We start from the raw sequence: 19,170 nt of genomic DNA, 5'->3' as shown, positions 1-19,170 counted from the left end.
ATGGAAGGCTACTGGGGACGCATCCCCGAAGATCAGCGCGTCGCCTCGCTGCGCCTAGCGTGGCAGGACCTGTGGAGCAAGGCGTCGCTCTACCTGCCTAAGGAGGACATGAAAACGATAGGCGAGACCTTCGTATTTTCCTCCGAGGCCCACGGCAGCCAACGCCGCTACACTGGCGAGCCCTACATAATACACACAGTCAGCGTCGCTTCGATACTCGCCGGCATGGAGATGGACTGCGAGACGATAGTCGCGGCGCTTCTCCACGACGTGCTTGAGGATACGAGCGTCACCGGAGAGCAGCTAAAGGAGCGTTTCGGCGAGGACGTCGTAACGCTCGTAGACGGCGTCACGAAGCTCGGCAAGCTCCAGTTCAAATCCGTCGAGGAATACCAGGCCGAAAACCTGCGCAAGATGTTCGTCGTAATGGCGAAGGACATCCGCGTCGTGCTCATCAAGCTCGCGGACCGCCTTCACAATATGCGTACGATATCTTCACACCGCCGCGAAAAGCAGCTTTCGATAGCGCGCGAGACGCTGGAAATATACGCGCCGCTCGCGCACCGCCTCGGCATATATCAGGTAAAGCGCGAGCTCGAGGATCTCTCTTTCAGAATACTCGACCCGGAAATGTATTACGACATCAAGCGCCGCGTGCGCAAAAAGCTGCCCGAGCGCGAGATGATAATAAAAGAGGCCATGGACATCCTCTCCAACAAGCTCAAGGAGGAAGGCATCGAGGCCTCGATAAAGGGCCGCCCGAAGCATTTCTACAGCATTTACGAGAAAATGCGGCGCAAGAACCTTTCGCTCGAACAGCTCTACGACCTTCTCGCGCTGCGAGTCATAGTCAAGACCGTCGGCGAATGCTATCAGGTGCTCGGCCTGGTTCATACGATATGGAAGCCGATTCCTGGCCTTTTCGACGACTATATAGCCAACCCTAAGAGCAATATGTACCAGTCGCTGCATACGACGGTAGTCGGCCCGAACGGAGATCCGCTCGAAGTGCAGATAAGGACGAAAGAGATGCACTTCCTCGCCGAGTACGGCATCGCCGCCCACTGGAACTACAAGGAGGGCGGGCAGAAGGTCGACAACCTGGACAAGGGGCTCACGTGGATACGCAAGGCGCTCGAGACCTCCGCCGAGGGACGCGACAGCGACGCGGAGACGCCGAGCGGCGCGCAGTTCATGGACAACCTCAAGACAGACGTGCTCTCGAGCGACGTATTCGTCTTTACGCCTAAAGGCAAGGTCGTCTCGGTGCCGAACGGCTCCACCTCGATAGACTTCGCCTACGCGATACACACGGAGATAGGGCATAAGTGCGTCGGCACTATGATAAACGGGCGCATAGCGCCTATGGATCAGGAGCTCCAGAACGGCGACATCGTCCGCATATTGACGTCGCCGCAGGGCAAACCTTCGCGCGACTGGCTGAAGATAGCGAAGTCGAGCCGCACGCGCGCGAAGATCAAATCGTGGTTCCGCCAGCAAGAGCGTCAGGAACGCGAGGAAAAATCCAAGCGCGGCCGCGAGCTTCTGGAAAAGGAGGCCGCGCGCCGGAGTCCCGGGGTCGAGAACCCTCTCGAGCCTATAACGCCGCAGCTCGCCCACATAGCGCGCGAACTTGGATACGCAAGCCTGGACGAGCTCGTGATAGCGGTCGGCAGCGGCAGCCACTCTCCGTCGAGCATACTTGGGCGCGTGACGCCCGAGACGCCGAAGGCCCAGCCTCTGGAACAGCCCGCCGCCGCGCAGCCGCAGCAGCGCAAGGAGGCGGACTCCGAAATCGTCGTGGACGGCGCGCAGGGTGTTCTAGTCACTCTCGCGCAGTGCTGCCGCCCTATTCCTGGCGACGCGATAACGGGCGTCGTAACGCAGAGCCACGGCATTTCCGTACACAGAAAAGACTGCGCGAACCTGGAAAAGAGCGACCCGGGGAAAAGGGTATCAGTCTCATGGGGTATGCCTAAGAACACGCGCTATACGGCGCGGCTCAAGATAGAGGGCGCGGACAAGCCGTCGCTGCTCGCGGACATCGTCCAGGCCGTCACCGTGATGGACGGCCTCATCACGAACGTCAAGGCCAGCCTCGTGAACAACACGCGCACGCGCGTCGTCGCGGACCTTCAGGTGAAGGACCTGGAGCATCTGTACCGCATCATCGCGAAGCTGAACAATATATCCGGAATACTAGAGGTTACCAGGGGGTAGAGGAATGAAGGCGCTGATTCAGCGCGTAACTTCGTCGTCGGTATCCGTCGGCGGCGAAACGATCGGAGAAATAGGCAAGGGAATAACAGTTCTGCTCGGCGTCGTCCCGGATGATACGCAGAAGGACATAGACTGGCTAGCGGAAAAAATCGTAAATCTCCGCGTCTTCGACGACGAGGCCGGGAAGATGAATCTTTCGCTTAAGGACGTCGGAGGCGAGGCGCTGATAGTTTCGCAGTTCACGCTTTGCGGCGACTGCCGGAAAGGACGGCGTCCTTCGTGGGCCAAGGCCGCGCCGCCGGAGTTTGCGAACGAAATGTATGAGAAATTTATATCGGCTGTAGAAAAAGAGGGAGTGCGGACCGCGCACGGAAAATTCCAGGCCTACATGGCTGTGGACATCCATAACGACGGCCCAGTGACCCTTATGATAGACACCAAGGAGTGAAGGCAATGAACATCAAAAGATTCCCGCTCGGGACGCTGTGGACGAACTGCTACCTTATATGGGACGACGACGGCAACGGATTCGCCGTCGATCCGGGCGGCCCTGCGCAGGAGGTCGTCGACTTCGTCAGCGCGCACGGTATAAAGCTCGACATGGTTCTGCTTACGCACGGGCACAACGACCATATAGCCGGAGTCGAATACCTCCGCGGCATGGCGGCGCGCGGCGTCGCGATACACGAGGACGACGCCGGCTGCCTCGAGGACCCGTCGAAGAACCTTTCCACTATGATGGGAGAGCTCATATCAGTGAATAAGCCGGACATGCTTCTGCACGACGGCGACAAGCTTACGGTCGGAAAGATGACTCTCGACGTGATACACACGCCCGGACACACGCCAGGCGGCATATCGGTCATCGTGAGCGACGGGGACGAGAAGATCATGCTCTCCGGCGACACGCTGTTCGCGCGCTCGATAGGCAGGAGCGACCTTCCCGGAGGCGATGAAGCCGCGCTTCTCGAGTCGCTGAAAAAATTCGAAGGGCTTCCCGACTGCATGAGGGTGTTCCCCGGACACGGGCCCGAGACCACGATAGGGGCGGAGAGGGCCCACAACCCCTTCTGGCCCAGATAGAACAGGAACCGTATGGACTTCGCCAGCCTGCACAGCGACGAGCGTCCGCGTGAGAAGCTGCTCCGGTTCGGGCCGGAGAGCCTCTCCGTCGCCGAGCTGCTCGCGGTGATACTGCGCACAGGCAGGCACGGCGAGGACGTGATGGCTCTATCGCACGGGCTGCTGTCGCGCATGGGCGGCCTTGAAGGGCTCGCGCGCGCCACGGTCGGCGAGCTGATGCGCGAAAAGGGGCTGAAAGACGCGAAAGCGGCGGCGCTCGCGGCGTCGCTCGAGCTCGGGAAAAGGCTCGCGGTCGCCGGCGCCGGCGAGAAAAAGGAATGGAAGAACCGCCTGCTGTCGATAGCCCTTGAGACGAAGTACTCCGAGCGCGAGACGATATACGCGCTCTTCCTCGACGCGCGCGACGGCCTTATAGACGAGGCGGAGCTTTCTTACGGCGGGATGGCCGGGGCTTATCTCGACCTTCCGGTGTTCTTTCGCCGCGCGGTTCGCGCCGGAGCATACGGCGTCGTGCTGGTACACAACCACCCCGACGGCTCCCGATTAGCGAGCCGCGACGACAAAAGGCTGACGGAACATGTCAGAAAGGCGCTGGGCGTGCTCGGCATAAAGCTTAAGCGCCACTATATAGCGGCGGGCGGAGAGCTTTTCCCGGTCGGCGCGGCGGACGGCTCTGAGCCGTACGGCGAATAACGAGATGGACGGAAAGCGGGGAGCTTTTTTTGTTTAAATTCAAACCGAACATTTTCAACCACGAGATAGGGATAGACATAGGGACAGTGAACACGGTCATCTACGTCAAATCAAAGGGCGTCACGATAGACGAGCCCTCGGTCATCGCGGTGCGGAACCTCAACCGCAAAGGGCAGAAGGAGATAATAGCATTCGGCGCCGCGGCGAAGAAGATGATAGGGCGCACGCCGGTCGGCATCAGCACGCTGCGTCCGCTTTCGCACGGGGTCATAGCCGATTTCGAGATGACGCGCCACATGATACGCCATTATATGTCGCGCGCCGGCGCGTCCGGCGGCGTATTTTCGCACCCGCGCGTCGCGGTCTGCGTGCCCGCGAGCGTGACAGAGGTCGAGAAGCGCGCCGTTGTAGAGGTGACGCTCGCGGCGGGAGCCAAGGAGGCCTTCGTCGTAGAGGAGCCGCTCGCCGCCGCCGTAGGCATAGGACTGCCCATCAACGAGGCGCAGGGCAATATGGTCGTCAATATGGGCGGCGGCACCTGCGAAGTCGCCGTCATGTCGCTCGGCGGCATCGTCATCAACCAGTCGCTGCGCGTCGCGGGCGAGGCTCTCGACGAGGCGATAGTCTCTCTTCTTCGTCAGAACTATACGCTCGCCATCGGCGAAAGCACGGCCGAGGAGATAAAGATAGCGATAGGCTCCGTAATCCCGCTCGAGCAGGAGCTGCGCATGGACGTAAAGGGGCGCGACCTCGTAGACGGGCTGCCGAAAGTCGTCACGATAACCTCCGAGGAGGTGCGCGATGCGATAGAGCCCGTCATCGTCCAGATAGAGGACACGATACGCACGACGCTCGAGCGCACGCCGCCTGAACTTGTGCGCGACATCGTGGACCAGGGCATCGTGCTCTCCGGCGGAACGGCGAACCTGCGCGGCCTCAACATACGCTTCGCCGATGCGCTGAACGTCCCTATACACATCGCGGAGCAGCCTCTCTATTCCGTCGCGCTCGGCCTCGGCAAGATACTCGAGACGCCGAGGAAGCCGAGCGAGGTCTCCATAACTCTCGACAACAAGCCTGGCGCGTAACGGGCCGGAATGCGCTTTATCGGTAGAGAGGCGCGTCCGTGGTTCGGCGGGGTCATATCCGTCGTCGCGGGAGCCGCCGTGCTGCTCGTCATGCTTTACGCGCCTGCGCTGAAATACGCCGCTGTCGAGTGTGTGAACACCGCTCTCGCATACCCCGAGAAGCCTGCGCTATACATCCGCAACATCGTGAAGCTCAGCAGCAACTGGGTGCTTGAGCGCGCTACGCTCAACGAGCGCGTCGAACGGCTCGAGCTCGAGCGCCAGGCGCTGGCCGAGGCGCTGCAGCGCGCGGGAGCCGCGCCTGTCAAGCCGCGCGAGTCTTACGTGCGCGCCGTAGTCACGCTGCGCTATCCGCAGGACTGGTGGCAGGAGTTCCGCATCGACAAAGGGACGCGAGACGGCGTCGCCGAAAACGCCGCCGTAACCTCCGACGGATATTTCGTCGGTCGAGTGGCTCGCGCCGGCGAAAATTATGCTTGGGTCGAGCTCGTGACGTCGCAGTCCTTCCTTCTCGCCGCCGTAGTCGATCAGACGCGCGACCTGGGTGTCGTGAACGGGGACGGCGCGGGGCGGCTCAGCCTGCTTTATATCCCTGAGGAGCGCAGGCTAGAGCGCGGCATGACCGTTTCGACCTCGCTTATGAACGATCTCATCCCGCCTGGGCTGCCGATAGGCACCATCATCGGGGCCGGCAGGGACAAAGAAGGCTATCTCGAGATACGGCTCAGCGCCGGCGCGCATCTGACGCAGCTCTACAACGTCGAGGTATTTTCCGTGAAAGGGGCCGCCGCCAAATGACGTTGCTTTTCGTGATATGGCTTCTTCAGGATTTCGCGCAGCTCCTGCTGATGGGCATCTGCATCGTGCCGGACGTATTTCTGTTGACGGCGCTGTTCATGGCGCTGCTTCCGGGCGTATCCGGCGAGCGGCAGACCGGGCTCGTCTGGGCCGCTTTCGCCGGCGGCCTGCTGTGGGATCTTCGATGGACGAACGTGCCGGGGCTGTCCGCCGCCATCGGAGGCGGAGTTATCGGCCTTGCATGCTTCCTCTGGTACAAGACCCCCGCGCAGGGGCGCACGGCCGGTACATTTACTGCCTTCGCAGCCCTCACGCACCTTCTTTATTCCGTGATACATTTCTTCTTCTGGACCATGCCGAGCGGCCCGGCGGTCAGACAGCTCGCTGTGCAGCAGCTCATGGCGGTGCCGGTCATAGCCGCCTTCTCGTGGCTCTTCTGGAAGGTCTCATCGGGCAATGGTTAGCCGCCAATACTCCAACTTCGACATAATGCGGCGCACGCGCGTATTCCAGTACGCCGTCGTCTGTTCTATGCTCCTGCTGACGGCGGGGCTCTTCTTCTTCCAGATTGCGCAGGGCGACGAATATGTAAAGCTCGCTTCGCGCAACAGGCTCAGGATACTGAGAATAGCGCCTCCGCGCGGCGACATCCTTGACGTGAACGGAGCGCCGCTTGCAGTGAACGTCCGCACATTCAACCTGAGCGGCTACCCGGTCGACCTTCAGAAGGACGAGAACGTCAGGGCGACGGCGGCGCTGCTTACGCGCAGCGGCATACCGATGGACGAGGCGCGGCTGCGCGAGCTCGTGGACAAGCAGTACTCCGCGCCGTACCGCGCCATAACCGTCGCTACGAACCTGACCTTCGCCCAGGTGGCCGAGATGATAATGGACAAGGACTTCCAAAAGGCCCTCTTCATAACTCCAGTGTGGAAGCGCACATACCCTGCGGCGCAATATGCAGCGCACGTCGTCGGATACGTCGCCGAGATAACGAAGGATGAGCTCGAGGAACGAGACGGCGAGCTTTACCGCGGCGGCGACATGATAGGCAAGAACGGCATCGAACGCCAGTACGAGGACGTGCTGCGCGGCGCGGCGGGCGAGGAGGTCATAGAAGTAGACTCGCGCGGGCGCAGGCTCCGCAACATAAGTTACACGCGCACGCAGAAGGGCGGGGGCATGAAGCTCACGATAGACCTTGCGGCGCAGCGCTACGCCGCGGAGCTCATGGGCGGCTTCCGCGGAGCCATCGTCGCGATGGACGTGAACGACGGCTCGATAAGATGCCTGTACTCCTCCCCGTCCTATGATCCGAACCCTCTGACGTGGGGGATATCAAACAAAGAATGGGCCGCGCTCACGGACCACGTAGAGCGCCCCATGATGAACCGGGCCATCTCGGGAGCGTACCCGCCGGCGTCGACCTTCAAGGTCATAACGGGTTCCGCCCTGCTTGAGCATAAGACGGCGAACAGGAACACGCAGGTCAACTGCCCCGGCTGGTACGAGCTCGGCAACAGGCGCTTCCGCTGCTGGAAGCGCAGCGGACACGGGAGAGAGAACATCACCGGCGCGCTGCGCGACTCCTGCGACGTATATTTCTACGAGCTGGCCTACAAGATGGGCATAAGAGACCTGATGGAAACCGAAGAGAAGTTCGGCGTAGGGAAAAAGACCGGCATCGACCTTTCGGGCGAAGCCGCCGGCACGCTTCCGGGGCCGGAGTGGAAGAAGCGCCGCATCAAGGAAAACTGGTACGGCGGCGACACGGTCAACAACTCCATCGGTCAGGGATACGTCCTCATGACTCCGCTGCAGGTCGCGCGGGTCTACGCAGCGCTCGCGAATGGTGGTAAACTGTTAAAGCCGCGGCTGAACAGCGCCGCCGCTCCCGAATCAGAGCCGCTCGGAATCGACCAGTCGGTGCTGCGCGTCATCAGACAGGGAGTGGAAGAGGTCACGCGGAGCGGTACGGGACGCAGGGCGGGGACTTTCGGCGTCAGCGTCGCCGGAAAAACCGGGACGGCGCAGAACTCGCAGGGCGACGACCACGCGTGGTTCGCCGGCTACGCCCCAATCGAGAATCCGCGTTACGCGGTGGTCGCGATAGCCGAGGCCGGAAAGGCCGGCTCGTCGCTGACCGGGCCGATTGTAGGGAAGATGCTCAACTTCCTCATAAACGGCGAAAAATACGCCGAGCCGCAGAAAACGGAGCAGAAGGCCGCTCCGCAGCAGCAGAACGTGAACAGAGGTGCCGGAAGATGATACAGCTGAAAGGCAGACAGGCCGGGGCGCTCAAATGCGTCATACCGGCCGACATGAGCGAACGCCAGATGATAGACGGCTTCTCCAAGCTCCTGTCTATGGGCAGCAGGCTTTTCGAGGGGAGCGAGATAGTCATAGACCTTCAGACGCGCGTTTTCTCCCCGTCGTTGCTTTCCAAGATATGGAAGTGCTTTATCGAGCCGAGCGGCTGCTGCGTTAAGGAATGGATAGTTTCGGACGAACACTCGAGGACTTGGCTCGACCGCATGGGCTTCCGCACCGCCGAGACCGACAGGCTCTACGCGCGGCGCGAGGCTCCGCACTCCGCCGGGGCCTCGGCTGAGACTCTCGTCCACGCCGGCACGGTGCGCGGCGGCCAGAAGCTGGCGCACGGCGGCGACGTGATAGTGATGGGCAACGTCAACCGGGGCGCGGAAATAAGCGCGGCTGGCAACGTGACCGTCATCGGCAGGCTAGACGGCCTCGTACACGCGGGATGCGGCGGCGACGACGGCAAGGCGATAATAGCTCGTTCGCTCGAAACCGGACAGATACGGATAGGCACGAAGGTCGGGATCATAGACTCGAGCTCCGTCTTCTGGGGCAAGTCTGTTTTTATAAAAATTTCAGAAAACGAGGTGCAGGTCGCGCCGTGGCCTGCGCTTTAGCAAAAAGGGGGACACTGTTTTGGACTGCAGGACGATAGTAATCACTTCAGGAAAGGGCGGAGTCGGAAAGACTACCACCACAGCCAACCTCGCAGCCGCGCTCGCGTCAGACGGATATAAAGTCGTAGCCGTCGACGGAGACGTCGGTCTCCGCAACCTCGACGTGATCATGGGCCTTGAAAACAGAATAGTCTACACGCTTATCGACGTAATAGAGGGCGCCTGCCGTCTCAACCAGGCCCTCATACGGGACAAGCGTCTCGACAACCTATATATGATACCGACGGCGCAGTCGAAGACGAAGGACGCCGTTTCGGCGGAGCAGATGGAGGAGCTCTGCGCGGGTCTCCGCCCGGACTTCGACTTCATACTGATAGACAGCCCAGCCGGAATCGAAGCGGGCTTCCGCAACGCGGCGGCCGGCGCGGACGAGGCCCTCGTCGTGACGACGCCGGAAGTCTCCGCCGTGCGCGACGCGGACAGGATAATCGGCCTTCTTGAATCTATGGGCAAGGCTCCGATACAGCTCATCATCAACCGTATCAGACCGGAGCTCGTCAAGCGCGGCGAGATGCTCGGAGTGCAGGACGTACTCGATATACTTGCGGTCGACCTCATAGGAGTCATTCCGGATGACGAATCCATCGTCGTCTCGTCGAACCGCGGCGAGCCTCTGACGCTCGGCAGCGGCTCGAAGGCCGGTCAGGCGTACAAAAATATAGCGAAAAGGATATGCGGAGCGGAGGTCCCCTACGTGGATCTCTTTAAGGAAGAGGGCGGCTTTTTAGCCTCGCTGCGCCGCATCTTCTCGAAAGGATAGGCCGTCATGGGAATTTTCGACGGCATCTCCAAGCTGTTCGCCGGGCAGAAAAGCGGCGCCGTGGCGAAGGAGCGCCTCCAGCTCGTGCTGATACACGACAGGAACGACATTTCGCCCGAGGTGCTGACCGCTCTGCGCGCGGACCTGATAAACACGATAAAGAAATATCTCGACATAGACGAGGGCGGCATCGAGCTCGACCTGAACCGCGAGGATCATTCCGTGGCGCTGCTCGCGAGCATTCCGCTGAAAAATATGCGGCGTCCCGTCAGGGGGAGGAAAGCGGCGCAGGAAGAGGGCGGCGGGCGGTAAGCCGGCGCGCTTCCGCGTGATCTTGTAGATGGGAGAAAGGTTCCATACGAGCTGGAGCGACGTGCGCTCTTATACCGACTGGGCGATGGTGCTCGTCACCCTAGTGCTGTTCTGCTGCGGCCTCGCCGCGATATACAGCGCGAGTTCGTCTTTCGCTTCGGGCGACGCGGTCTCAGGCTTCGTCGTCCGCCAGTGCGTCTGGGGCGCGCTCGGCTGCGCGGCCTACGCCGCGGTGGTGAAGTTCGATTACCGCAACGCGATGAAGCTCGCGTGGCCGATGTTCGCGGCGATGCTTGCGCTTCTCGCTCTGCTGCTGGCCGTCGGACACACGGCGAAAGGGGCGCAGAGCTGGTTCAACCTCGGCTTCTTCCGCTTTCAGCCGTCGGAGCTCGGGAAGGCGGTCTTCGCGCTCGTCATGGCGAAGCTATGCGCGTCGGTTCCGCCCTATACGTTCAAGGGGCTCTGCGCGGCGCTCGGGACCGCGGGGCTGATAATGGCCCTCGTGCTGCTTCAGCCGGATCTCGGCAGCACGTTGGTCTACGCCGTGATGCTGGCCGCCGTGCTGATAGCGGCCGGGACGCCGGTAAAGGCGCTCGCTGCGATGGCGGCGGCCGGCGCGGCGATGCTGCCGCTCGGCTGGATGGTGCTGAAGCCGTATCAGCGCATGAGGCTGCTGGTCTTCATCGACCCGTCGATAGACCCGCAGGGCGCGGGGTACAACGTCATACAGTCGCGAATAGCGGTCGGCTCCGGCGGCCTTTTCGGGAAGGGGTTCATGCACGGCACGCAGGGAAAGCTTCACTTCCTGCCGGAGCCGCACACGGATTTTATATTCAGCGTCTTCTCGGAAGAGTTCGGCTTCGCCGGCTGCGTCGTCGTGCTGCTGCTTTTCGCGGTACTGCTCCTGAGGATACTTTCGGTCTCGCAGTACACGAAGGACCTGCGCGCGAAGCTTATGTGCGTCGCGATAGCGGCGTGGCTCTGGTTCCAGATTTTCGAGAGCGTCGCTATGAGCATGGGGCTCGCTCCCGTGACGGGGCTGCCTCTGCCGCTCTTCAGCTACGGCGGAAGCTCGCTGCTCGTGATATGTATAGCGCTCGGCCTTGTTCAGAGCGCGAATATCGTGGCGCGGCGCGAGCGGTTCTAGCGCGCTGAGGACGCCCGAGTCTTTGGTGAGATTTATTTAGGGGGAAATTTTTAGATGCACGGAGCAATAGACGAGGCGCGTCTGCGGGAACTTCTCTCCTCGGTCAAGCGCCCGTCGCGGTATATAGGCGGAGAATGGGGAAGCGGCCCTGTGAAAGACGGGGCCGAGGTGCGTATCTGTTACGCCTTCCCCGACGTTTACGAAGTCGGCATGAGCTACCTCGGCTTTCAGATTTTATACGCTCTGACCAAATCCATAGCCTGGGCCGACGCGGAGCGCGTCTATGCGCCGTGGCCGGACATGGAGCGCGCGATGCGCGAGTCGGGCACGCCGATATGGGCGCTTGAGAGCAAGCGCCCGCTGTCCGAGTTTGACGCGGTCGGCTTCACTCTGCAGTACGAGCTTTCTTATACGAACATCCTTACGATACTGGATCTCGCAGGAATCCCCTTCCGCTCGGACGAACGCGGCGAGGAGTGCCCGCTGATACTAGCAGGCGGGCCGGGCGCTCTGACGCCCGAACCGCTCGCGCCGTTCGTAGACGCTTTTCTTATCGGCGACGGCGAGGCGCTTATACCAGAGGTGCTGGAAGCGCTGCGCGGCACGAAGGGAATGAAGCGCGCGGACAAGATCGCAGCGCTTTCGAAGATCGAAGGCGTCTACGCGCCGCTCTTCTTTTCAGGCGGGACGGTGCGCCGCAGGATAATAGAGAACCTCGACGAAAACTTTTACCATACCTCGATGATAGTGCCGAACACAGGCATAGTCCACGACCGCGTCGCCGTGCAGGTGTTCAAGGGCTGCACGCGCGGCTGCCGCTTCTGCCAGGCCGGTATTATAGACCGCCCCGTGCGCGAGCGCTCGGCAGCCTCCGTCTGCGAACAGGTCAAGACCCTGCTCGACAATACCGGATGGGAAGAGGTCGGGCTGCTCTCGCTAGCTACCTGCGACTGGAGCGGTATAACCGAATCATTCGAGCGCTTCGCTCCGATGCTCGCCGGCAATCAGATAAAGCTCTCACTCCCGAGCCTTCGCGTCGACGCCTTCTCCGTCGGCCTCGCTGCGGGGCTCGAGACGATGCGCAAGGGCGGCCTGACCTTCGCGCCCGAGGCCGGGACGCAGAGGCTGCGCGACGTGATAAACAAGGGCGTCACCGACGAGGCTATCGACGCGGCGCTCGATGCGACATTCGAGCACGGCTGGGACCGCGTGAAGCTCTACTTCATGATGGGGCTGCCGACCGAGACGCAGGAAGATCTCGCGGGAATACACGAAATATGCGGCCGCGCCGTCGCGGCGGCGAAACGCCATAAGAAACGAGGGGACATCAGCGCCTCTGTCGCGGGCTTCGTGCCTAAGGGGCACACGCCGTTTCAGTGGGAAGCGCAGCTTTCCCGTGAGGAGCTGCGCGAGCGCGGACGCTGGCTTAAGAGCAATCTGCGCAACCGGAAGGTCACGCTCGCATACCACGAGCCTGAGCAGACATTCCTCGAGGGCGTCTTCGCGCGCGGCGACGCGCGTCTTGCGGACGCGATAGAGGAGGCGTGGAAGCGCGGAGCGCGCTTCGACGGGTGGAGCGAGTTCTTCGACTTCGGACGCTGGGAAAAAGTATTCGAAGATTTGGAAATCGACGCGGCGGCGTACACCGGCGCGAGGAAGACGGAGGCGAAGCTGCCGTGGGATCACATAGACTGCGGCGTGACTAAGGAGTTTCTGCTGCGCGAGCGTGCCAAAGCGCTCGCCGCGGAGACGACGCGGGACTGCCGCCTCGGCTGCAACGGCTGCGGCTGGCAGGGACGCTCAAACGTCGGGAGGTGCGCGCGTGAGCAGGATTAGGATTTTGTTTGAAAAGCGCGGATTTTTCGTCTTTGTCAACCACATGGACCTTCCCGTGGTATTTTCGCGCGCCGCCCGCCGCGCAGGACTCGTGCAGGAATTTACGCAGGGATTCTCGCCGCATCCGCGTATCAGCCTCGCGCCGCCGCTCGCCATAGGCGTCGAAGGGCTTGCTGAGCCTGCGGACTTCTGGTTCGACGAATGGGATGAAAATTCTTCCGAAAGGTGGAGCTCGGCTCTGCCCGACGGGTTGAAAATATTGAAATGGGCGGAGGCCGACGGGGTCAGCCTCGCGAAGCTCGCGCAGACTGCTCTTTACCGCGTGCGCGGCGCTTCGTCGCAGTTCGGCGAAAGAGAGGCCGCCGTCCTCGCGGACGAGGCCGGGCGTATAGATGCGCTGCTCGACTGCCGCGTCGAGGACGGAGCCGTCATGCTCGCGGTGCGCGACCTCGAGCACTGCGGCGCCGGCCTCTTCGTCAAGGCGCTCGCTTCGGCGGGAATCGTCTCCGGCTGGGGCGGCCTGCGTATGGAGCGCCTCGCCGTAGGCCTGTGGAACGAGGATAAACGTTCCGTCGTTCCGCTTATTTAGGAGGTTTTCAGCGAAATGGCCGGATGGTCTAAAAAAATAATCGCGAACCTTATCGACCCAGAGGAGACGAGGATAGCGATAACCGATGAAAAAGGAAAGCTCTGCGACTTTTTCATAGAGAGGATGCTTGAGCACCAGCGCACGGGCGAGATATACAAGGCGCGCGTGGACAGCGTGCTGCCGGGTATGAACTCGGCGTTCCTCAATCTCGGGGACGGGCGCAACGGTTTCCTCTATCTCGACGACGTAAAGGGCAGGGAAGTGCGCCCGGGCATGGATATGCTCGTGCAGGTCGTCAAAAACGCCCGCAAGGGCAAAGGCGCGCGCGTCTCGCCGCGCATATCGCTCGCGGGGCGCTACATGGTGCTCATCCCGGGCGGACACGAGACCGGCGTCTCGAAGCGCATCGCCGACGACGAAGAGCGCGCGCGCCTGCGCGCCGTAGCGAAGGAGATACGCCCCAAGGGCTTCGGCATAATAATACGCACAGTCGCGGGACATTGCGACACTGATAGCCTGCGGGACGACGTGGAGAATCTAGTGGAACAGTGGCGCACGATAGAGCGCAAGATGAAGCAGAACAGCGCGCCGTGCCTCATACACAAGGACATAGGGCTGCTCGAGCGGGTGCTGCGCGACGAGCTGACGGACGAGATAGACGAGATAGTGATAGACAGCGAGGATGAGCGGGCGAGCATCGAGGCGGTAGTGAGCAAGTTCTTCCACGAGAACGTCCCCGAGGTCAACGTCTGTTCCGCGCGGACGCCGCTGTTCGAGCTATACGGGCTGGAGAACCAGATAGAAGAGCTGCAGGACCGCAAGGTGTGGCTCGACTCCGGCGCGTACCTCGTGATAGACCAGACGGAGGCCCTGACCGTCATCGACGTGAACACGGGGAAGTTCATCGGGTCTAAGAATCTCAACGATACCGTGCTCAAGACGAATCTCGAGGCCGCGGTCGAGATAGCGCGGCAGCTCCGCCTGCGCGCGCTCGGCGGCATCGTCGTCGTCGATTTCATAGACATGGAGAACGAAAGCGACAACAAAGCGCTCGTGCAGCAGCTTCAGGAGCTTTTCAAGAACGACCGCTGCAAGGCGCGCGTCTACGGCGTGACGGGACTGGGCCTCGTCGAGATAACGCGCAAACGCGCCCGCACAGACGCGCGCGCGGCGCTCATGCGCGGATGCCCGTTCTGCGGCGGCCTCGGGGCCGTCGAGAAGGAGGAGGGCGTCGCCATGCACATAAAGCGCTTCATCCGAAAGATAGCCGCCTCGTCGAAGTCGGAAGCGCTCTTGGTCGAGTGCTTCCCGACGGTCGCGGAGTATATCCGCGACACTTTCCTCGCCGCGTGGGAGGAAGAGTTTGAAAAGAAAATATTCATCCGCGCCTGTCAGGAGATGGGGTGGAGCAGATACCGCCTCGACTGTCAGGGGCCGCTCTCGCAGGTCGAGCACAGGATAGGCGTCCTCCAGAAGCGAGAGGGACGGAACGTTGTATATAGATCGCCTTCAGCTTAAAGGCTTCAAGAGCTTCGGCGGCACGCACGAGCTGCTGCTGTCGCCCGGCTTCACGGCGATAGTCGGGCCGAACGGCAGCGGCAAGAGCAATCTGCTCGACGCCCTGCGCTGGTCGCTCGGCGACAGCACGGCCTCGCGCCTGCGCGTGAACAGGCAGAGCGGGCTGCTCTTCCTCGGCTCTCAGAGCCGCGAGGCCGCCAAGGAGGCCGAGGTGACGCTGCGGCTGCGCGAGGACGACAGGATATGCACGATAAAGCGGCGCGTCACCGCGCCCGACGGGGCGACGAGCCTCTTCGTAGACAACGAGCGCAAGACTCTAGCCGAGCTTGACGAAGTGAAGCGCCGCTGGAAGCTCGAGGGCGACCGGTTCGCCTTCATCGGGCAGGGCGAGGTTCAGGAGGTGCTGAAGCAGAGCCCCTCCGAGCGGCGCATGAGGCTTGAGACGCTCTTCGGTATAGACGTTTACAGAAAAAAGCGCATGGACGCTCAGAACAGGCTCGAAACGGTGCGCGGCGACTACGACCAGCTTCGCAACCTCATGGGCGAACTTTCCGCGCGCCGCTCCGAGATAGCGCCCGAGGTCGAACGCGCCTCGCAGATGCGCGCGATACTCGACAGCATAGACGACGACCGCCGCAAACTCTACTGGCTGCGGCGCGCCGGCTGCGAGGAGACTATAGCGCGAATAGCCGCAGAGCTGGAGGCGGCGCTCGCCTCGCGCGAGGGTTCGGTATTTTGGTCACGCTTCTGGAAAAGCGCCGGAGTGCGCGCCGAGGACAAGCTTACGCAGGCCTCGCGCGAGCACAGCCAGCAGAAGTACGAGCTCGAGCAGAGCCGGGCGCGCTTCGACGCGCTGATAAAATCGGGCTACGCATCCGCCGCGAATCTGCGCGGCGCGAAGGCCCGCCTCGCCGAAGCTCGTTCGGAATACGAAGAATCCAAAGGAAATTACTCGAAGCTTCTGGAGGAACAAAAAAAGTCCATAGACGACAACAAAAAGGCGCGCGAGGAGGTCGAGAAGGCGCGCCGAGCCGTCGAGGCGGTAGGCAAGAAATGGGACGCCTACAACGAGCGCATGGAGCGCACGCGCCGCGAGCGCGAAGAGTGGAACAAGGAAAAAGCGCGCCTCGACGCGGAGCTGCAGAAGAGCCGCGCGAAGCTCGGATTCCTCGGGCGCGACCTTCTCGAGCTGCGTAATAAAAAGGAACAGGCTCCGGACGGGCGTAAAGAGCTCGATTTCCAGGCGAAACTGCTCGAAGAAGAGCGCGACAAGCTGAACGGCGAACAGTCCGCTCTTGTAAAGGAACATTCCGAGCTCTACGCGCTCTGCCAGACCCTCGCCGCCGAACTCCAGCGCGCGAAGCGCGAGGCCGGGCAGCTCCGCTCGAAGCTCAACGACACAGCCGATGCGCTTCAGGCCGGGCTGTACCCCGCGGCGGTCAAGCACCTGCTATCCGCCGCGAAACTGAAAAGGCTCGACGCCGACCCGCGCGCCGTTATTGACGCCTTCACGGCCCCTGCATCGCTCGCCTCGGCGCTCGAGGCCTATCTCGGCGGAAGGCAGTTCCTTCTGCTCGTCGAAGACATGGAAGAGGCCGGGCGCTGCATCAACAGGCTGAAGCAAAACGCCGCCGGCGTCGCCTCCTTCCTGCCGCTCGAGCGCGCGCGTCCGCGTTACCCTAACAAGGCGTTCAGGCTGCCTTCGCGCGGGATCGTCGGCTGGGCCGTAGAGCTTATAAAAATCGACGAGCACTGGCGTCCCGCCATCGAGCACATCATGGGAGACCTTCTCATAGTCGAATCCTACGATGCGGGAAAATCGCTTGTGCGCGACGGCTTCCGCGGCCCGATAGTCACCGTCGAGGGCGACGTATTCCAGCCCGGCGGCACGGTCAGCGGAGGCCGCAGCCAGAAGAGCGGGCGCGTGCTCGAGATGAAGGCGCAGCTTGCGAAGCTTGAGGAAGAATACGCGAAGGCCGCCGCCGCAGCCGAGAGCCTTTCGAAAAAATTCAAAGAGGCCGAGGACAGGGAAATGTCCGTATCGGAGCAGAAAGAGCTGTACACGCGCAAGATACGCGAACTAAACGGCAGGATAGCCGTCATAGAAGATCAGAAAGAGACGCTGGCAAAAGAGCAGCGCCGCGCGGCCGGCGAACGCGGACGCATCCTCGAGTCGATAAAGGCCGAAGGGCGAAACTGGGCTTCGCTGCTCAAGGCGCAGGACGAGCTCGAAGAAAAGCGCGACGCCGCCTCCGACGTCGAGGACGACCACAAACTCATAGAAGAGCGCGAGAGCTGCCGCGCTCGGCTCTCCGTAGCTGAGGGCGCGCTCTCGTCCGGCTTCGCGCTGATGGAGCGCGTGCGCGGCGAGGTCAAAAGCGCCGAAGGCAAGATGCGCCGCCTCGAAGAGGAGATAGCGTCGCTCGACGCGAGCTGCGTGCGCGAGCGCGCGAACCTCGCGCGCGTCGGCGGAAGCTGCCTCGAGATACACAACCGCCGCAAAGAACTTCTCTCAGGAATGGAAGAACGCGGCGAGCTATACGCTAAGCTCGAAAGACTCAGGAGCTTCGTAGCGGCGCGCCGCTCTTCCGCCGAAGAGCGGATGCGCGGGGAATCGGAGAAATTCACGCTCGCGCAGTCGAAGAAAAACGAATCGGAGCGCGAACTCGCGGAGCTCGTATCGACATGGGAGGAGCAGTACCCGTACCCCGGCGCCGGGCATCTGCCCGATGGCGAAAACGCCGACGAACTGCGCCGCCGGATACGCGACGGCGACCGCAAAATAAAAGCCTTCGGAAACGTCGATATGGGCGTTTTGTCGGAAGACCAGAGCCTGAAAGACAGGCTCGCCTTCCTCGGCGAGCAGCTCGACGACGTGCGCTCGAGCATGACCGAGATAGAACGCCTCATAACCGAAGCCGACGCGATGGCGCACAAACAGTTCACCGAGGCTCTGGTGCGCGTGGACGGACGCTTCTGCGACATATTCAGCAAACTGCTCGGCGGCGGCGAGGCGCACCTCACGATGACCGACGGCGAGACGATATGGAACTGCGGCGTCGAGATAGAGGCGCGCTTCCCCGGCAAGCATACTCAGATACTGAGCCAGTACTCGGGCGGCGAATGCACGCTGATTTCGATTTCGCTTCTCTTCGCGACGATGGAGGTCGCCGGCTCGCCGCTCGCCGTGCTCGACGAGGTGGACGCCGCGCTTGACGAAGCGAACCTGCGCCGCTTCAGCGAGCTGACGAAAGAATACGCGCGCAACAACAAGCAGATACTCGTCATGACGCACCGCCGCGCAACGATGGAGCGCGCCGACGTGCTCTACGGCGTGACGCTTCAGGAAAAAGGGCTCTCGCAGGTCGTAGGCGTGCGGCTCGAGGACTGGTCGTAATGGAAGCCGACAGCCTGATGAACGGCGCGCTGCGCCTGGAACAGCCGGACGAAAAAAGCGGCCTGCGCGTAAACGTCGATACGATACTCCTGGCCCACTTCACGCGGCCGAAGCCCGGAGAAAAAGTTCTGGAAATAGGCTGCGCGCACGGCGCGGTGGCGCTGATACTCGCGAAACGAAGCGCTCTGCTCCGGCCGCGCGGCTTCGGCGTGACAGGCGTGGACATACGCCCCGATCTCGTGGAGCTTGCGCGCGCCAACGCGGAGCGCAACGGCCTCAAAGCCGAATTCATCGCGGCCGACGTGCGAGAATACAAAAAAATCGCGCCGCCGCAGAGCTTCGACAGGATAGCCGTCAATCCGCCCTACGACGAAGCGGAAAGCAGCCGCCGCAGCCCGAGCGACGGGCGCGCCGCGGCGCTCCACGGCTCGTGCTGCACTCTCGAAGACGTAATCAGAGCGGCCCACTATCTTCTGAAAAACAGGGGCCGCCTCGACCTCGTGATGCGCGCGGACAGGGCGGGCGCGCTATTCGCGCTGCTCGACCGGTACAAGACGCCGCCGAAGACGATGCGCTGCGTCCACCCGAAGCCAGGCGAGCGCGCGTCCGTCGTACTCGTCGAGGCGATGCGCGCAGGCAGTAGCGGACTCACGGTGGAGCCGCCGCTCTTCATCCGCGGCGAAGACGGCGAAGAAACGCCTGAGCTCAAGGCCGCCTACGAGATTTTATGAAA

General features: G+C 62.0%; 17 protein-coding genes. All 17 read left to right on the top strand.

The features are described from left to right. The 17 genes from B5F39_RS12190 to B5F39_RS12110 are packed head-to-tail and all read left to right on the top strand — an operon-like array spanning nucleotide 1 to nucleotide 19,168. Nucleotides 1-2,220, top strand: a complete 2,220-nt coding sequence (locus tag B5F39_RS12190; protein ID WP_087368241.1) for a bifunctional (p)ppGpp synthetase/guanosine-3',5'-bis(diphosphate) 3'-pyrophosphohydrolase — start codon at nucleotides 1-3, stop codon at nucleotides 2,218-2,220. Nucleotides 2,221-2,224: 4 nt separating this feature from the next. After that, nucleotides 2,225-2,668 carry a D-aminoacyl-tRNA deacylase gene (dtd, locus tag B5F39_RS12185; RefSeq protein WP_087368081.1) on the top strand — a complete coding sequence of 148 codons (444 nt, stop codon included), beginning with the start codon at nucleotides 2,225-2,227 and terminating at the stop codon, nucleotides 2,666-2,668. A gap of 5 nt (nucleotides 2,669-2,673) precedes the next feature. Beyond that, nucleotides 2,674-3,303 carry an MBL fold metallo-hydrolase gene (locus B5F39_RS12180; RefSeq protein ID WP_087368079.1) on the top strand — a complete coding sequence of 210 codons (630 nt, stop codon included), beginning with the start codon at nucleotides 2,674-2,676 and terminating at the stop codon, nucleotides 3,301-3,303. Between the two features lie 12 nt (nucleotides 3,304-3,315). Next, nucleotides 3,316-3,996, top strand: a complete 681-nt coding sequence (locus tag B5F39_RS12175; protein ID WP_087368076.1) for a UPF0758 domain-containing protein — start codon at nucleotides 3,316-3,318, stop codon at nucleotides 3,994-3,996. Nucleotides 3,997-4,025: 29 nt separating this feature from the next. Next, on the top strand, nucleotides 4,026-5,084 hold the full coding sequence (locus tag B5F39_RS12170; protein ID WP_087368074.1) for a rod shape-determining protein: 1,059 nt from the start codon (nucleotides 4,026-4,028) through the stop codon (nucleotides 5,082-5,084). 9 nt (nucleotides 5,085-5,093) lie between these two features. Beyond that, nucleotides 5,094-5,882 (top strand): rod shape-determining protein MreC, encoded by a 789-nt coding sequence (gene mreC / locus B5F39_RS12165; protein ID WP_087368071.1) that lies wholly within the window; start codon nucleotides 5,094-5,096, stop codon nucleotides 5,880-5,882. Further along, complete coding sequence (locus tag B5F39_RS12160; RefSeq protein WP_087368068.1) at nucleotides 5,879-6,346, top strand: hypothetical protein; 468 nt, start codon at nucleotides 5,879-5,881, stop codon at nucleotides 6,344-6,346. The genes mreC and B5F39_RS12160 overlap by 4 nt, the downstream gene beginning before the upstream one ends. Beyond that, nucleotides 6,339-8,150: a penicillin-binding protein 2 gene (gene mrdA, locus B5F39_RS12155; RefSeq protein ID WP_087368065.1), complete on the top strand. Its 1,812-nt coding sequence runs from the start codon at nucleotides 6,339-6,341 to the stop codon at nucleotides 8,148-8,150. The genes B5F39_RS12160 and mrdA overlap by 8 nt, the downstream gene beginning before the upstream one ends. Beyond that, on the top strand, nucleotides 8,147-8,818 hold the full coding sequence (locus B5F39_RS12150) for a septum site-determining protein MinC (protein WP_087368062.1): 672 nt from the start codon (nucleotides 8,147-8,149) through the stop codon (nucleotides 8,816-8,818). Before mrdA ends, B5F39_RS12150 begins: the two co-directional genes overlap by 4 nt. A gap of 19 nt (nucleotides 8,819-8,837) precedes the next feature. After that, nucleotides 8,838-9,638, top strand: a complete 801-nt coding sequence (gene minD / locus B5F39_RS12145; RefSeq protein WP_087368059.1) for a septum site-determining protein MinD — start codon at nucleotides 8,838-8,840, stop codon at nucleotides 9,636-9,638. Nucleotides 9,639-9,644: 6 nt separating this feature from the next. Next, nucleotides 9,645-9,950, top strand: coding sequence for a cell division topological specificity factor MinE (gene minE / locus B5F39_RS12140; protein ID WP_087368056.1), 306 nt, complete (start codon nucleotides 9,645-9,647; stop codon nucleotides 9,948-9,950). 28 nt (nucleotides 9,951-9,978) lie between these two features. Continuing rightward, nucleotides 9,979-11,097 carry a rod shape-determining protein RodA gene (gene rodA, locus B5F39_RS12135; RefSeq protein ID WP_087368053.1) on the top strand — a complete coding sequence of 373 codons (1,119 nt, stop codon included), beginning with the start codon at nucleotides 9,979-9,981 and terminating at the stop codon, nucleotides 11,095-11,097. Nucleotides 11,098-11,151: 54 nt separating this feature from the next. Continuing rightward, nucleotides 11,152-12,933 carry a radical SAM protein gene (locus B5F39_RS12130; protein ID WP_087368050.1) on the top strand — a complete coding sequence of 594 codons (1,782 nt, stop codon included), beginning with the start codon at nucleotides 11,152-11,154 and terminating at the stop codon, nucleotides 12,931-12,933. Continuing rightward, nucleotides 12,920-13,522, top strand: a complete 603-nt coding sequence (locus B5F39_RS12125; RefSeq protein WP_087368047.1) for a TIGR03936 family radical SAM-associated protein — start codon at nucleotides 12,920-12,922, stop codon at nucleotides 13,520-13,522. The genes B5F39_RS12130 and B5F39_RS12125 overlap by 14 nt, the downstream gene beginning before the upstream one ends. 15 nt (nucleotides 13,523-13,537) lie before the next feature. Then, on the top strand, nucleotides 13,538-15,040 hold the full coding sequence (locus B5F39_RS12120) for an Rne/Rng family ribonuclease (protein WP_087368044.1): 1,503 nt from the start codon (nucleotides 13,538-13,540) through the stop codon (nucleotides 15,038-15,040). Further along, on the top strand, nucleotides 15,015-18,437 hold the full coding sequence (smc, locus tag B5F39_RS12115; protein ID WP_087368041.1) for a chromosome segregation protein SMC: 3,423 nt from the start codon (nucleotides 15,015-15,017) through the stop codon (nucleotides 18,435-18,437). The genes B5F39_RS12120 and smc overlap by 26 nt, the downstream gene beginning before the upstream one ends. Beyond that, complete coding sequence (locus tag B5F39_RS12110; protein ID WP_087368037.1) at nucleotides 18,437-19,168, top strand: methyltransferase domain-containing protein; 732 nt, start codon at nucleotides 18,437-18,439, stop codon at nucleotides 19,166-19,168. Before smc ends, B5F39_RS12110 begins: the two co-directional genes overlap by 1 nt. Nucleotides 19,169-19,170 lie beyond the last annotated feature (2 nt).

The sequence above is a fragment of the Cloacibacillus sp. An23 genome (assembly GCF_002159945.1).
Lineage (GTDB): Bacteria > Synergistota > Synergistia > Synergistales > Synergistaceae > Caccocola.
This window is presented reverse-complemented; position numbering and strand designations above follow the sequence as displayed.